Annotated in this window: 14 protein-coding genes; 12 read left to right on the top strand and 2 right to left on the bottom strand. The window is 71.3% G+C overall.

Features of this window, described 5'->3' with window-relative positions; all coding sequences use genetic code 11:
- Nucleotides 1-105 precede the first annotated feature (105 nt).
- The 4 genes from AB0M08_RS27305 to AB0M08_RS27290 all read left to right on the top strand — a co-directional run bounded on the left by AB0M08_RS27305 (nt 106) and on the right by AB0M08_RS27290 (nt 2057).
- Complete coding sequence (locus AB0M08_RS27305) at nt 106-612, top strand: hypothetical protein (RefSeq protein WP_364498861.1); 507 nt, start codon at nt 106-108, stop codon at nt 610-612.
- 117 nt (nt 613-729) lie between these two features.
- Complete coding sequence (locus AB0M08_RS27300; RefSeq protein WP_364498858.1) at nt 730-1077, top strand: helix-turn-helix domain-containing protein; 348 nt, start codon at nt 730-732, stop codon at nt 1075-1077.
- On the top strand, nt 1068-1496 hold the full coding sequence (locus AB0M08_RS27295) for a hypothetical protein (RefSeq protein WP_364498855.1): 429 nt from the start codon (nt 1068-1070) through the stop codon (nt 1494-1496). The genes AB0M08_RS27300 and AB0M08_RS27295 overlap by 10 nt, the downstream gene beginning before the upstream one ends.
- 15 nt (nt 1497-1511) lie before the next feature.
- Nucleotides 1512-2057 (top strand): hypothetical protein, encoded by a 546-nt coding sequence (locus AB0M08_RS27290; protein WP_364498853.1) that lies wholly within the window; start codon nt 1512-1514, stop codon nt 2055-2057.
- Here AB0M08_RS27290 and AB0M08_RS27285 read toward each other — a convergent pair.
- Nucleotides 2054-3667: an amino acid permease gene (locus tag AB0M08_RS27285; RefSeq protein WP_364498851.1), complete on the bottom strand. Its 1614-nt coding sequence runs from the start codon at nt 3665-3667 to the stop codon at nt 2054-2056. The genes AB0M08_RS27290 and AB0M08_RS27285 overlap by 4 nt on opposite strands.
- A gap of 124 nt (nt 3668-3791) precedes the next feature.
- Here AB0M08_RS27285 and AB0M08_RS27280 point away from each other — a divergent pair, with 124 nt between their 5' ends.
- The 8 genes from AB0M08_RS27280 (at nt 3792) to crcB (ending at nt 12417) form a co-directional block, all read left to right on the top strand.
- Nucleotides 3792-6086, top strand: coding sequence for an EAL domain-containing protein (locus AB0M08_RS27280; protein ID WP_364498849.1), 2295 nt, complete (start codon nt 3792-3794; stop codon nt 6084-6086).
- 130 nt (nt 6087-6216) lie between these two features.
- Complete coding sequence (locus AB0M08_RS27275; RefSeq protein ID WP_364498846.1) at nt 6217-6675, top strand: GNAT family N-acetyltransferase; 459 nt, start codon at nt 6217-6219, stop codon at nt 6673-6675.
- Complete coding sequence (pseI, locus tag AB0M08_RS27270) at nt 6672-7688, top strand: pseudaminic acid synthase (protein ID WP_364498843.1); 1017 nt, start codon at nt 6672-6674, stop codon at nt 7686-7688. The genes AB0M08_RS27275 and pseI overlap by 4 nt, the downstream gene beginning before the upstream one ends.
- 1 nt (nt 7689) lies before the next feature.
- Nucleotides 7690-9303 (top strand): hypothetical protein, encoded by a 1614-nt coding sequence (locus AB0M08_RS27265; RefSeq protein ID WP_364498840.1) that lies wholly within the window; start codon nt 7690-7692, stop codon nt 9301-9303.
- On the top strand, nt 9300-10259 hold the full coding sequence (locus tag AB0M08_RS27260; RefSeq protein WP_364498838.1) for a hypothetical protein: 960 nt from the start codon (nt 9300-9302) through the stop codon (nt 10257-10259). Before AB0M08_RS27265 ends, AB0M08_RS27260 begins: the two co-directional genes overlap by 4 nt.
- 2 nt (nt 10260-10261) lie before the next feature.
- Entirely contained in the window at nt 10262-11458 is a 1197-nt protein-coding gene (locus AB0M08_RS27255; protein WP_364498835.1) for a hypothetical protein, read from the top strand.
- Between the two features lie 258 nt (nt 11459-11716).
- Nucleotides 11717-12067 carry a CrcB family protein gene (locus AB0M08_RS27250; protein WP_364498832.1) on the top strand — a complete coding sequence of 117 codons (351 nt, stop codon included), beginning with the start codon at nt 11717-11719 and terminating at the stop codon, nt 12065-12067.
- On the top strand, nt 12064-12417 hold the full coding sequence (gene crcB, locus AB0M08_RS27245) for a fluoride efflux transporter CrcB (protein ID WP_364498829.1): 354 nt from the start codon (nt 12064-12066) through the stop codon (nt 12415-12417). The genes AB0M08_RS27250 and crcB overlap by 4 nt, the downstream gene beginning before the upstream one ends.
- A 110-nt stretch (nt 12418-12527) precedes the next feature.
- Here the strand turns inward: crcB and AB0M08_RS27240 are convergent, their stop codons facing one another.
- Nucleotides 12528-14729, bottom strand: a complete 2202-nt coding sequence (locus tag AB0M08_RS27240) for an MMPL family transporter (protein WP_364498827.1) — start codon at nt 14727-14729, stop codon at nt 12528-12530.
- Nucleotides 14730-14737: the final 8 nt, after the last annotated feature.

Here is a 14737-nt window from a genome sequence, read left to right as displayed (position 1 = left end):
CAGGTCCGGCAAACGCGGTGCGACGTCCGGAAAACGCGGTGACCAGGGCGTCTACCCGGACGCGCGGGACCGAATCTCCACGAGACACCCCATGATCTTGCGAACATGCCAGACATGGACGAGTTCTGGCTCCATCCACGGCTGGGGACGGCAACTCGGGACGGCCGGGCGCCGCGGCACTATCTGGTCGCGCTGCAGCACGCCGTACAGACCCTGGACGCCGACCCGCGCTGGCAGCAGTGGTGGCGGGATTCCGGCTACCGCACCTGCGAACTGGGCATCGTCACCGAGGGGCACCTCGACCACCTGCGGCCGACCGCCGACATCCGCGGCGAGGGCGATCGGCTGCGGGCGAACTTCACCTGCGCTCTCCCCACCGACTGCGCCGAACAGGAGCTGCTCCTGCGCGCGATCACCGAGGTCCGCACCATGTTCGAGGTGATCCGCGAGGCGATGGCCCTGCCCGCCCTCCCCCCGGACCCGGTCCTCTCGCCCCCGCCCCTGGACGCCGACGCGGTCCCGGTCACCGAACGCGGCCTGCCGTCGGTCCCGCGCGAGCTGGAGCCCCAGGGCTACCTCACCCTGACCCAGGTCCAGAACTTCTTCGCCTGACACCCATAAGTGCAATATCCGCAGGCGCTTGCGGTTACTGCTTTTGTGGTACGTAGAGGTGCCAGGAGAGGGTGGAGGCCGGCGTGGCCGCACTCCAGCGCTTCGAAAGGTCGAGTCATGAGCAGCACGCTCAACGCCACGGCGATCCAGCTCTCGGAGGCCGCCACCCGCGGCAGCGGGCCGGAGCACGACGAGCTGACCAGCTTCCTCGACGCCGTCCGGCGCATCGACCGCGACCGGGCCCGGCTGGATCTCGGCGATGCCGGCTCCGTCGCCGTCCCCGACCTGGTGGTCGACCTGCTCGCACAGGTCTGTGACACCCTGCGACGCGGCGACGGCGTCGTGGTCAGCGAGATCGCCCGCGAGCTGACCACCAGCGAGGCGGCCCGGCTGCTGGGCGTCTCACGGCCGACCCTGATCGGCCTGCTCGACAACGGCGCCATCGCGTGCCGCCGGTGCCTTTGATCGTCTTCGTCGACGCCAACGTGCCCTGCCCCGCGGATCCGAACGACCGGCATGTCCTGGCGGCCGCGGTCGGCGGGAAGGTGGATGTGCTCGTCACTCGGGAGCGTGAAGGTGCCCTCGACTTTCAGCGCTGCCTCGACCAGGTCGATGCGGGGACCACTGTGCTTCACGTCGACGACTGTCTGCTGATGCTCGCCGACCGGCATCCGGCACTGGTGCGGGCGCGATATCGGGATCAGATCCGGTATCACCGGGCGCGGCTGGGGCTCGGTGAGGAAACGGCGGCGGATCTGACTCTGGAGCGGCTGGAGAAGAACGGCGCGGAGCGGTTCGCGTTTCGGCTGCGGACCGATGAGCGGTTTCGGGTCTGGGGGGGGTCGGCGGGGCGGGAAAGCCGGTTGCAGGTGGGGGTGGGGTGACCTAGACAGGCGGGTGTGAAGCAGCGACGCGGGCAACGGCTGGGGCAGGGCGGGCGGGTGCCGTATCGCGGGGTGCGGGCGGTGCGGGAGCCGGTGCTCGGGGTGGATGTCGGCGGGGTGCTCGTGGAGCCGGCCGACGGGGATGTGGACACCTCCTTCTTCGGGCGGCGGCCGCTGGAGACGCCGCAGGTGGTGGGGGCGTTCGAGGCGCTGCGAGGGCTTGCCGGCGGGGTGTTCGGCGGGCGGGTGCATCTCGTGTCGAAAGCGGGGCCCAAGGTCGAGCGGAACACGCGGGACTGGCTGGCGCATCACCGGTTCGGTGCGATGACCGGGGTTGCCGAGGAGCACGTGCACTTCGTGCGGGAGCGGCAGGACAAGGCCGGGGTCTGCGCACGGCTCGGGGTGACGCACTTCGTGGACGACCGGCTGGATGTGCTCGGGTTTCTGGAGACCGTGCCGCACCGGTATCTCTTCGGTGGCGAGCGGCGGGAACTGCCGCCGGGGATCGTCGCGGTGGCCGGATGGGGCGCGGTGGTGGCCGAGATCGCGAAGGGTGGCTAACCGGCCTCGCGGTCGACACGGTCGGGGTGGTCGATGCGGTCCGGGCGGTGGGCCCCGGGGGTGCGCTGCCGGGGGATGCGGAAGGGCTCGGCGGTGGGGCGCGGTTCGGCGTGCGTGGTCGGCGAGGGCAGGGCGTGTGGCGTGGAGCGCGGGGTGACCACCACCGCTGTTCCGGCGAGGGCGATCGCGGCGTAACGGACCGGGTGCAGCGTGCGCAGGAGGAGCGCCTGGACGACGCCGATCAGGGCGCAGGCCAGGATCGCGGCGGGGAGGACACGGGTCAGCGCGGCGCCGGGGCGGACGTCGAGCAGGGCCGGGAGATTCACGAAGGCCAGGTAGGCGAGGACGGCCAGGGACACCGTGGCGAGTGCGGGGGCGAGGATGCCGCCGCCGCGGTGGATGTCGAGCACCGTGGCCAGGGAGATCAGCAGCTGGGTGAGCAGGATGCCGAGCGCGCCGCCGAGGACCAGCCAGCGCGCGGTGTGCGGCTCGGTGGTGGCGCCGGCCGCGTACGCTCCGAGCAGGGCGGCCCCGGCGATCAGGGACTGGGTCAGGGAGGCGGCGCGCGGGGCGCCGGTACGCCGGCCGGTGGCCTCGAGGACGCCCGGGAGGATGCGCTCGCGGCCCAGGGCGTACAGGTAGCGGGTGATCGCGTGGTGCAGGGCCAGGATGCCGGTGAACAGGCCGGCCACCAGCATCAGGCGGCCCAGGGTGACCGCCCACGGGACCAGGCGTTCGGCGGAGAGGGCGAAGAGCAGGTCGGAGCCGTTCGCGGTGGCCGCCGCGTCGATCCGGGACGGGCCGGCGGCGACGATCATCGACCAGGAGAGGCCGCCGAGCAGCAGGGCGATCAGCAGGACCGCGCCGACCGTGCCGCGGCCGCCCGCCCGGTGCGGGTAGAAGGCCTCCTCGGTGTAGCAGGCGGCGGTCTCGAAACCGGCGAAGGCGAGCGCCGCGGCGGCGAGGAGCAACCCCAGCAGCGGGCGGTCGAGGGCTCCGAGGTCACCGGGGAGGATCGACGCCGGGGTGACGTGGCCGTCGGCGGGGCGGAGCACGTTGGAGACGGCGTACATGGCGAGGACCGAGCCCTGGGCGGTGGCGAGCAGGGCGATCAGGCCGGCGGTGATCTCGGCGCGGATCGGGCCGAGGAGGGTGACCAGCAACCAGGCCGTGCCGGCCACCGCCCACCACGGGACGGCGATGCCGAACAGGCTCCGGAGCAGCGGGGCGGCGGCCGGGGCGAGCATCGCGTAGAGACCGAACTGGATCGCGTGGTAACCGGCGAGTGCCAGCCAGGCGGCGGAGAGCCCGGCCGGCCGGCCCAGACCACGGGACACGTAGGTGTAAGCCGGGGCCGCCGTCTGCCTCTTTCGGGTCGAGCGCGCGTACGGCGTACTGAAAAGGAAGGCGACAAGGGTGACGGCGACGACGGAGAGGGGGAGCAACGGCCCGGCGCCGCCGGCGAAGGCCGGTGGAACGAGGGTGACCAGCGTCGCGATCGGGACGGCGGCGGCGACGCCGAAGAAGGCGGCGGAGCCCGAGCCGATCCGGCCGGGCGCGAGCGACGGCGATGGTGCGTCGGGTGCGGCCACAGATCCATTCAGGCGCATCACGCGCACCTTTGACAACCATGGGTGACAACACACTGACCGCTCGTGACCAGATTGGCACGAACCCGCACCCACCTCGGTTGCAATTCCTCATCTGGGCGAGTCGCTCGCCGACTGCATCCACGTGCTCGCCACCCAGCAACTGACGGAGTTCCTCGCCGTCGTAGCCGATCGGCCCGATGAGGCTGCCGCGCAGCACGCCGCTCTCGAGTGTGCGGTTCGCGCGCTCGGTGCCGACCTCGCGGTACTGATGGTCGACGGCGGCGTGGTCGCGTCTGTCGGGCTGCCCGCGGACCGGATCCCGGCCGCCGATCTCACCGAGATCGCCGCAGGCCGCCAGGCCACCCTGACCGCCGACGGAAACGCGTACGCCGTGACGTTCGCGCCGCTCGACGGCGCCTCGCCGGGTGTGCTCGTGGTCGGCCGCGCCGCCGAGTTCAGCATCGAGGAGGTCTGCCTGCTCCGGGGCATGGCCCGGGTGCTGGACCTCAGCCTCCAGGCCCTGCACCTGATCGAGGCCGAGCGGCAGCAGGCCGAGGAGAACACCCGGCTGATCGACTCCCTGCAGCGACGGCAGCGGCTCTTCGACGAGCTCAGCGCGGTGCAGCGGGCGATCGCCCGGCGCGAGCCGCTGCGCCGGATCTTCGACCTGGTCACCGCGGGTACGGCCGACCTGATCGACGTGGAGATGGCCGGCCTCACCATCCTGGACCTGGAGGACCCGACCCGGACCAGCATGATCTCCAGCCGGGGCATCCCCACGGAGCACGTGGCGCTGATGCAGCAGGTGCCGGTCGCCTCGCTGGGCGCCGTCGGCATCGCCATCATGGGCGACGAGGTGGTCGCGGTCGACGACTACGCCGGCTCGCCGATCGCGGTGCCGGAGATCGTCCGGTCCCGGCTGAAGACCGTGATGGCGGTCCCGGTGCACGAGAACGGCGTGGTCGTCGGGTCGCTCTTCGTCGGCTCGTACCGCGCGGTCCGGGAGTGGGACAAGCCGGCCCAGGAGATCCTGCTGGCCTTCGCCGAGCACCTCAGCCTGGCCATCACCGACGCCCGCACGCTGCGCGAGATGCACCACGCGTTCCACGACACGCTGACCGGGCTGGCCAGCCGCTCGCTCTTCACCACCCGCCTGGAGAACGCGTTCGCCACCGCACGGGCCTCCTCCGGGGTGGCCGCGCTCCTGGTCGACCTGGACCGGTTCAAGGTCGTCAACGACTCGCTCGGCCACGCGGTCGGCGACAAGCTGCTGGCCGCGGTCGCCGACCGGCTGCGCGACTGCCTGCGGACCGGGGACACCGCGGCCCGGCTGAGCGGGGACGAGTTCGCCGTGCTGCTGCCCGAGGTGTCCGGTGCCGAGGCCGCGGTGCCGGTGGCCCGGCGGATCATGGCGGCGCTGCGCGAGCCGTTCGATGTGGACGGCCACGAGGTCTTCGTGAGCTGCAGCATCGGGGTGGCGTACGGCGACGCCGGCACGGAGGAGGCCTCCGACCTGCTGGTCCGCGCCGATCTGGCGATGTTCGAGGCGAAGAAGCAGGGCAAGGACCAGTACGCGCTCTTCGACCCGAAGATGCGCGAGTCGTTCCAGAAGCACCTGCGGATGGAGGCGGACCTGCGCCGGGCGGTCATCCGGCACGAGTTCGAGCTGCGGTTCCAGCCGATCGTCCGGTTGAGCACCCACGAGATCTCCGGGCTGGAGGCGCTGGTGCGCTGGAACCACCCGGAGCGCGGGATGATCCCGCCGCTGGAGTTCATCCCGCTCGCCGAGGAGACCGGGATGATCGTGCCGATCGGCGAGTGGGTGCTGCGCGAGGCCTGCCGGCAGGCGGCCCGCTGGAACGCCCAGCGCGGACCGGGCAATCCGCTCACGGTCAGCGTCAACCTCTCGGCGGTCCAGCTCGACCGGGCCGACCTGCCGCACCTGGTCATCTCGGCGCTGGAGGACGCCGGGCTGCCGCCGCACCTCCTGGTGATCGAGCTGACCGAGTCGCTGCTGGTCGAGCACCGGCCGGAGACGCTGGGCCGGCTGGCGCAGATCAAGGCGCTCGGGGTACGGCTGGCGATCGACGACTTCGGGACGGGGTACTCGTCGCTGGCTTACCTGCGGAACTTCCCGGTGGACATCATCAAGATCGACAAGTCGTTCGTGGACGACGTCGGGGCGGTGCCCGCCGCGGCGGCGCTCACCCACGGGATCATCCAGCTGGGGCAGGCGCTGCAGCTCTCCACGATCGCCGAGGGGATCGAGGACGCCGGGCAGCTGAACGAGCTCACCGGGGGCAACTGCGAGCTGGGCCAGGGTTACTACTTCGCCGAACCGCTGACCACGGAGGCCATGGACGATCTGCTGTTCCCGCCGGAAACGCAGGGACCGGAAACGCAGGGAGAGGTGCCGGAAACGCGGGAAGAAGCATAGAGAAGAGCCGGGTGTCGTCACGACGCCCGGCTCTTTTTCTGCATTTCGGGCGCTAGTCCACCGAACGGACACCTTTGGTTTCCCAACGCATCCCCTCGCCGCCACAGTCAGTCCAGACCGCGTCCATACGTTGACCGGCGTGCTGCGACCCGCCGACGACACCGACCGCGATCTCATCCTGAGCTGGCGTAACCATCCGTCGGTCCGAGCCGTGAGCCTCACCACTCACGAGATCCGGCCGGAGGAGCACGCCGCCTGGTGGGCGACCCGCAAGGCCCTCGTGCTGATCTACGAGGAGGACGGCGTCCCGTCCGGCGTGGTGATCTTCAATGGCAACACCTGGTCGTTCTATCTCGACGTCGAAGGGCTCGGCCCCCGTCTCCTCGCGGCCTGGATGCGGTTGGAGAAGGAGGCCGTCGAGTACGCCTTCGGCCCTCTCGGCCTCACGACCCTCGGCGGCGAGACGCTCGAGGAGAACAGACAGGTCCTCGCCCTGCACCGGCGCTTCGGGTTTCGCGAGACGCGCAGATATGAACGAATCGTCGATGGGGTCACCAAGACGGTCGTCTGGACAGAGAGAGCGAAATGAGCAAATCGAAGCCGTACATCGTCGCGGAGATGTCGGGCAACCACAACGGTTCCCTCGACCGGGCGCTGCAGCTGGTGGACGCCGCCGCCGATGCCGGCGCGGACGCCATCAAGATCCAGACGTACACCGCGGACACCCTGACGGTGGACGTGAAGCACCCCCGGTTCCAGCTCTCCGCGGGCCACGAACTCTGGGGTGGTGAGTACCTGTACGACCTTTACACCCGCGCGCACACCCCGTGGGACTGGCACGCACCGATCTTCGAGCGCGCCCGGGAGCGGGGCATCGAGGCTTTCTCCAGCCCCTTCGACCCTACCGCCGTCGAGCTGCTGGAGAAGCTGGACGCGCCGAGGTACAAGATCGCGTCGTCGGAGGTCACCGACCTGCCGCTGATCCGGCTCGCCGCCTCGACGAAGAAGCCGATCATCATCTCCACCGGTATGGCGACCCTCAAGGAGATCGTCGCCGCGGTCGAGGCTGCCCAGGGCGCGGGCGCCACCGACATCACCGTGCTCAGCTGCACGGCGTCGTACCCCACCCCGCCGGAGCACACCAACCTGCTCCGCATCCCGGTGCTCGCCGAGGCGCTGAAGGTGCCGATCGGCCTGAGCGACCACACGCTGGGTATCGGCGTGCCGATCGCCGCGGTCGCGCTCGGTGCGGTGCTGATCGAGAAGCACGTCACGCTGAGCCGGGCCGACGGTGGCGTGGACTCCGCGTTTTCCCTCGAACCGGCGGAACTCGCCGCGCTCGTGGCGGAATCCGAGCGGGCCTGGCAGGCTCTGGGTACGACCTCCATCGGGCCGACCGAGGCCGAGAAGGAGGGACTGCGGTTCCGCCGTTCGCTCTATGTGGTGACCGACGTCAAGGCCGGTGAGCCGGTCACCGCCGGGAACGTCCGCTCCATCCGCCCGACGGGTGGTCTGGAGCCGGACATGATGAGCACCGTGCTGGGCCGGGTCTTCCGCACCGACGCCGCCAAGGGAACTCCGCTGAGCTGGGACCTGATCTGACGTGCTGCTGAATGCGAACAAACAGGAATGGAAGCACTTCCTCAACGCCGCGGAGGTGTTCTGGCAGAAGAATCTGCCGGCACCCACCGATGACGGCGTGATCTACGTCGAGGCGTTCCACCAGGACCTGCGCGTGACCCTGCGCAACCTGGCCGTGGCGAACGCCATCCGCAAGATCCGTCCGGCGAAGCTGATCGTCTTCACCGGCGTCGAGGAGGCCTGGGCCAAGACTCTCTGGCAGGGCTTCGACGTCGCGACCATGCGCGAGTTCACCGAGGCGTACGGCGCGTCCGAGACCATCGACGTCTGGGACATCGTGCGCCGGTCGGACGCCACGCCCTCCTTCGACGTCTCGGAGAACATCCGGGCGACCGACGCGCGGCTCGCCAAGCTGCCCCGGCTGCGGCAGGACCCGCCCGCCGACCGGGTGCGGTACGGCAACGCCCTCGCCGCCTACTACGAGCAGCAGTTCCGCGCGAACAACGTGGTCGCGCTGGTCACCAGCCACGTCGACTACGACCAGTGGGGTCTCGCCGTCGACGTGGCCCGCCGCGAGCGGATCCCGGTGATCCACACGCAGCAGACCGGCTGCCTCAAGGCGTACGCACTCTTCCCCGAGCACGACACGCACACCGAGACGTTCCGCGGCGAGCTGACCCGGCAGATCGGCGAGGTCTTCGAGACCCAGGTCTGGCCGCGGCGGGAGAAGCTGCGCCCGGTCACCGAGCTGATCGCCTGGCGGGCCAAGGTCAACCTGGGCCGGCCGAGCTGGTGGCGCGGTGGCACGAACGCCTCCGTCGACCTGAACAACCCGGCCGAGCGGGCACTGCTGCGCAGCCACACCGCGGCCCGGTTCGGCTTCGACCTGGAACGCCCGATCGTGGCGGTCTTCAACCACGCGGTCTCGGACGCGCTCGGCACCAACCGCGAGCTCTTCCCGACCCTGGCCGACTGGTTCACCGAGACCGCGGCGTGGGCGGCCGGGCGCGAGGACACCCAGTGGCTCTTCCTCGACCACCCCAGCCAGCGGCTCTACGACTCCACCGACTTCTTCGACCAGCTGGCCAAGCAGCACAAGAAGTCGAAGCACATGGTCTTCCGGCCGAGCGCCACGCTGAGCAAGAACGCGCTCTGGAGCCTGACCGACCTGGGCGTCACGGTCCGGGGCAGCGTCAGCAACGAGCTTCCGGCGTACGGCATCCCGGTGATCCAGGCCGGCTGGTCGGAGTGGAGTTCGTGCGGGCTCTCCACCGTGGTGGACTCGGCCGACGCGTACTTCAAGACGCTCGACTCCAGCATCACCGCCGTCCGGGACCGGGTCGCCCTGGTCACCGAGGAGCAGGTGCAGCGCGCCCGGCTCTGGCTGTGGCTCTACCGCAGCGGCTCCGACGTGGTCACCCCGCAGGTGCCGCAGTGGGAGGTCTGGCCGGCGAACACGCTGCTCAAGACCATGCGCGCGACGTTCCGGCACATCGAGAGCGACGCCGACCCGCTCTTCGAGACGGTCGAGCGGATGTGGACCCGGCGCGAACCGATGCTCACCCGCAGTGACCTCTCCGGTGTTCCCGCCATCGCCCCCGCCGAGGTCCCCCGCACTCCCGCCGAGATCTCATGAGCATCGGTTCCTGGTTCGGCACGATCTACGACGAACCGGTCGTGCCCGCGGGTCTGCCGCTGGACCTCACCACCGGCATGAGCCCGTCCGTCACCATCGTCGACCAGATGGTCCGTGGCCAGCGCATCGTCGGCCGGATCAACGGCGAGTGGGGCGCGATCGCCGTGAAGATCAACGGCACCGGCGCGCCGGCCCGGGTCACCGTCTCGATCGGTCTCGACGAGATGGGCACCCGCTGGTGGGCCGACCGGGTACGCCCGTCCCGCTTCGCTCCGGAGCTGCCGCGCCTGGTCTCGCTGCGCGCGCAGGGCCGGATCCGGGGCGCGGCCGTGCTGGCCCGGCGGCAGGGCTGGCGTGCCGCGGGCGGTGCCACGGTGGCGCTCTCCTTCGACCTCGAGCCCGGCGAGCTGAGCGCCGACGGCATGCTGATCGTGGAGCTCGCCGAGACCCGGCGTCCGTCGTGGGCCGACGAGCGCCTCTCCGCCAGGTCCGCGGTGGGCTTGCGGATCAACTCGATTGCGGTACGGGAGGAGCCCGCGTCCTCGCCGGCGCCCGGCCCGTACGGCTCCACCGGGTGCGACTTCGCGGTCGTACAGCCCGGGGGGCCGCTCGCGTACCGGATCGGCGGAACGGGTGTACCGCCGGCGCCCCCGCTCCCGCTCAGCCCGCGGAACCGGATCACCCGGCAGAAACCGGCCCGGGCGGTCTTCAAGCTGTCCCGGGCGGCCCGCCGCGTGGCGGTCCGGGCCGTGCCCCGCAACCCCGGTGAGCTCTCCGGTGTCCTCGCGGCCGACCTGGTCACGGGCGAGCCGGTGCCGACCGAGGTGATCCGGCACGCCGGTGGCGACATCGACGTCCGGTTCGCCGAGTCGCCGGTGCACCCGGTCCTGCTCGGCGCGGCGGAACCCCAGCCGACGCTCTCCTGGCGGATCGGCCCCGTCTCCGTGGAGTCCTGACCATGACGCATCGCCCGGCCCTCGGCGACGACCCGATCGCGAACCATCGGCTCCTGCAGGAGGTGCTGGACTCCCGGCCCCCCGGCAAACTGGAGCTCCCCACCGGACGGTGGCGGCTCGCCGAGGGCCTCCGGGTGCCGGGCGGCTGGACCATCCGCGGCGCCGGCCCAGGCCTCCCGGCCACGCCCGCGCCCGCTGCACCCGTCACGCCCACGCCCGCGCCTGCCACGCCTGCGCCCGCCACGCCCACGCCCGCGCCTGCGCCCGCCACGCCCGCGCCCGCTGCGCCCGCCACGCCTGCGGCCGCTGTGGCAATCGCGGCCGCCGTCGCGCCCACGGTGGCCGTCGCGCGCATTTCGGATATTTCCGATTCATCGGAATCCGGTGCCACCTGGCTGGAGTCGGAGTCGCGGACCGGGCATCCCGTGCTGCACGTGATCGGGTCCGGGGTCTCGATCAGCGACCTGGCCCTGCGCCCGGCGCCGAGCGACCCCGGCGAGCACGGCGGCGACCGGGGTACCGGGCTGACCATCGGCGAGTACCTCTACACCGAGACGCCGGACTGGGTCTCCGACGTCGACGTCCGGCGGGTCCGGGTCGATCACGGCGCGCTGCGGACCGCCAACGCCATCGGCGTGATGGGCGCGGTCCGCGAGATCACCCTGCACGAGGTGTCGGTCACCGGCGGGTACACCGCGGTCGCCGTGCACTGGGGCGCGGTCGGCGCGGACGTCTCGTCGATCACCGGGCCGACGTACCACCCGAACCACCTGACCCTCACCGACCTGCGGGTCCGGGACGCGATCGAGGGCTTCTACCTCAGTTCCATTCATGACGTACGCGTCACCGGCGCCTGCCTCCGCGACGTGGAGATGGGGTTCCGCCTGCTCCCCGGCGACAACACGAACCGTTTCGTCTCCTCGTCCGAGGATGTCGGGGCGCGGGTCGAGATCAGTGACGTCTGCGTCCGCTGGACCGGGCCGCGGTATGCCGTACGCATCGCGGGCTGGGGGAAGAGCGAGGTCGACGGGGTGGTCAGCGTGCTCGCGTACCGGAACTGCCTGATCCACGACGTCCGCCTGGCCGGCACCGGAACCGGCGAGTCCTGGTCCCCGGTGCTCTTCGAGCGCGCCGTCGGGGTGGACCTCCGCGACGTCGCCGTGACCACGATCGCGGATTCCTGCTGCCGCCTCGCCTGACTGTCTGGAAATATCCCACCGGCTGGCCCTTATCTCGGTATCCGGAATCTTGATACAGCTATGAGTGCCGGCCGGAGGGGGCGGATTCCGGCCCACAAGATCATCGCCTAAAGTGGACCATGCAGCCGCCAAAGGCAGAGGTCAACGGCCATTTACTAGGTCTCGACACCATCTGCTGAGACTGCCCCGGAACCGGCCGGGGGTGACGCCGCCACGTCCCCCCGGCCGCCCGGAAAACGCACCGGCTAACGTCCTGGTGTGGATCTCGATGTGGATCGGCGCGCGATCGCCGCTGTCACCGCGGGCGGCGTGATCGGCGCCCTCACCCGGTACGCCATCGCCCACGCCTGGCCCGGCTCGCTCTGGGCGATCTGGCTGATCAACGTCTCCGGCTGTTTCCTGATCGGGGTGCTCTACACCCGCGTCCACCACCGCCTGCCCCGGCTCTTCCTCGGCACCGGCGTGCTCGGCGGCTACACGACCTTCTCCACCGCCATGGTCGACGTGCAGCACGCGAGCCCGCTCTCCGCGCTGGTCCACCTCTTCGGCACGGTGGCCGCGGCCCTGGTCGCCGTCTGGGCCGGCAGCGCGATCGGATCCCCGCGATGACGGCGCTGCTGGTCGCGCTGGGCGCCGCGCTGGGCGCTCCCCTGCGCTACGTCACCGACCGTTACCTCCAGACGCGCTACGGCACCGGCTTCCCCTGGGGCACACTCGCCGTGAACCTCGTCGGCTCGCTGATCCTCGGCTTCGTGATCGGGCTCCCGCTCTCGCCGTCCCTGACCGCCCTGATCGGCACCGGGTTCTGCGGGGCCCTGACCACGTACTCCACGTTCAGCTGGGAGACGCTCACCCTGGCCAGGCGCGGCGAGCGCGTCACCGCCCTGGCGTACGTCCTGCTCAGCCTGCTCGCGGGCCTGGGCGCCGCCTCCCTCGGCACGCTGATCGCCCGCATCTGACGACGCCGAGGCGCGTGCGGTCCGGCGTACCGGAACCGCACGCGCCTCGGGACGCGGGCCGTGAATCAGCAGGCCGTGAATCAGCAGGCCGTGGATCAGCGGGCCGTGGATCAGCCGACCGGGGTGAGCGGACGTGCTGCGGCCGAAGCCTGGTCGAGTGGGGCCGGGACGTCGTGGGCCACCTCCGGCAGCCAGTTCAGCCAGGACGGGAGCCACCAGTTGGCGCGGCCCAGCAGGGTCATCACCGCCGGGAGCAGCACCGCCCGGATGATCGTGGCGTCCAGCAGGACCGCGGCGGCCAGCCCGATGCCGACCTCCTTCATCGAGACGATCGGGATGGTGGCGAAGAGCGCGAAGACCGCCACCATCACCACGGCCGCGCTGGTGACCACTCCGGCCGTACCGCCGATGCCCTCGCGAATCGACTGCCGGGTGGAGAGGCCCCGGTCGTGGCCCTCGCGGATCCGGCTCAGCACGAAGACGTGGTAGTCCATCGAGAGGCCGAAAAGGATCACGAAAAGGAAGAGCGGCATCCAGTTGATGATCCCGCCGCCGGAGCGGAAGTCCAGCTGCTCCTCGAAGTGGCCGTACTGGAAGACGTAGACCAGCATTCCGTACGCGGCGGCGACCGAGAGCAGGTTGAGCAGCACGCCGGTGAGCGCCACCACCACCGAGCGGAACGAGACCAGCAGCAGCACGAAGGCCAGGCCGAGCACGAAGCCGAAGACCCAGGGCAGGCTCGCGTCCAGCTGCTCGTTGAAGTCGACGCTGCTCGCGGTGTCGCCGCCGACCAGCACGGTCGCCCCGGTCACGCCGCCGAAGGTGGCCGGCACGACCTCGTCGCGGAGCAGGTTCAGCGCGGCCACGGCGGCCTCGCCGTCACCGGTGCCGGCCAGGCCGACCGAGACGATCGCGACGGTGCCGGCCGGGTTGACGCGTACGTCGATCGGCTCCACCAGCCGACCGCCGCTGCCCTGGACGGCGGCCTTGAACGCGGTCATCGCGCCGTCGAACCCGGCACCCTCGACCGACGGTGCCCGGACCACGACCTGGGCCGGGGTGGTCTTGCTCGGGAACGCCTCGCCGATCGCCCGGTACGCCTGGACGATCGGCGCACCCGGCGACAGGTCCTCGATCCCCTCACCCTTGGTCTTGAGGTCGAGCGCCGGAGCGGCCAGCGCGCCGAGCGCCGCCACCGCGACCAGCACCGAGATCAGCGGCTTGGCCAGGGTCACCCGGAGCACCGCGTGCCAGAACCGGCCGTCGCCGCTCCGCCGGTACAACCCGGGGATCTTGATGGCGTCGACCCGGTCGCCGAGCGCGGAGAGCAGGGCGGGCAGCACGGTCAGCGAGCCGAGCACGGCGGTGGCGACCACCAGGATGGTGCCCATGCCGAAGCTGATGAACGTGGTGTCCCGCGTGAAGATCATCCCGGCCATCGCCACGATCACGGTGAGACCGGAGACCCAGATCGACCGGCCGGAGGTCTGCGCCGCGATCATCAGCGCCCGGTGCGGATCGGCGCCCTTGCGCCGTTCGTCCCGCTCGCGGCGGATGTAGAAGAGGCAGTAGTCGACGCCGACCGCGAGGCCGACCAGCAGCATCACGTGCGAGGTCGCGTCGACGGTGGGCGAGAGCCGGCTGGCCGCGGCGAGCAGCCCGATCGCCGCGATCACCGCGGTCACCGCCAGGCCGACCGGGAGCAGGGCGGCCACCACCGCGCCGAAGGCGACCAGCAGGATGCCGACGGTCACCGGGATGGAGAGCATCGACAGCCGGGACATGCTGGCGTTGAGCTCGTCGCCGATCAGCTTGTCGCCGCTGGCCGCGCCGCCCTCGGCGACGTAGAGGTCCGGATGCGCGGCCTGCACCGCGGCGACCGCGTCCAGCGCCGGGCCGACCCGGTCCTTCGCGGTCTCCGGGTCACCGGTCAGGGTGAAGCTGACCAGCGAGGAGCGGCCGTCCGGCGACTCGATGGCGGGCTGCACCCCGCCCACCGCGGAGAGCTGCTTCAGTGCCCGGGTGACCTCGGCGACGGCGGTCGCCCGGTCGGTGCCGGCGCGGTTCTGCACGATCACCATCTCGCCGGCCGGCTCCTCCGGGAACCCGGCCGCCTCGATGATCCGGTCGGCCCGGCCGGACTCCCCGTTGCCCTGATCGGCGAAGGACGCCTCGCGGGATCCGATCACCCCGCTGAGCAGCGTCGCGGCGACCACGAACACGATCCAGCCGAGGATCGCGAGCGCACGGTGGCGTGCGCTCCAGATCGCGACACGGGCCGCGATGCCTTTGACGTTCTCCCTGTTCTCCATGGGGAGAA

Origin of the sequence: Actinoplanes sp. NPDC051851, from assembly GCF_040681165.1 — a bacterium.
In the GTDB taxonomy this organism is placed as follows: Bacteria; Actinomycetota; Actinomycetes; order Mycobacteriales; family Micromonosporaceae; genus Actinoplanes.
This window is presented reverse-complemented; position numbering and strand designations above follow the sequence as displayed.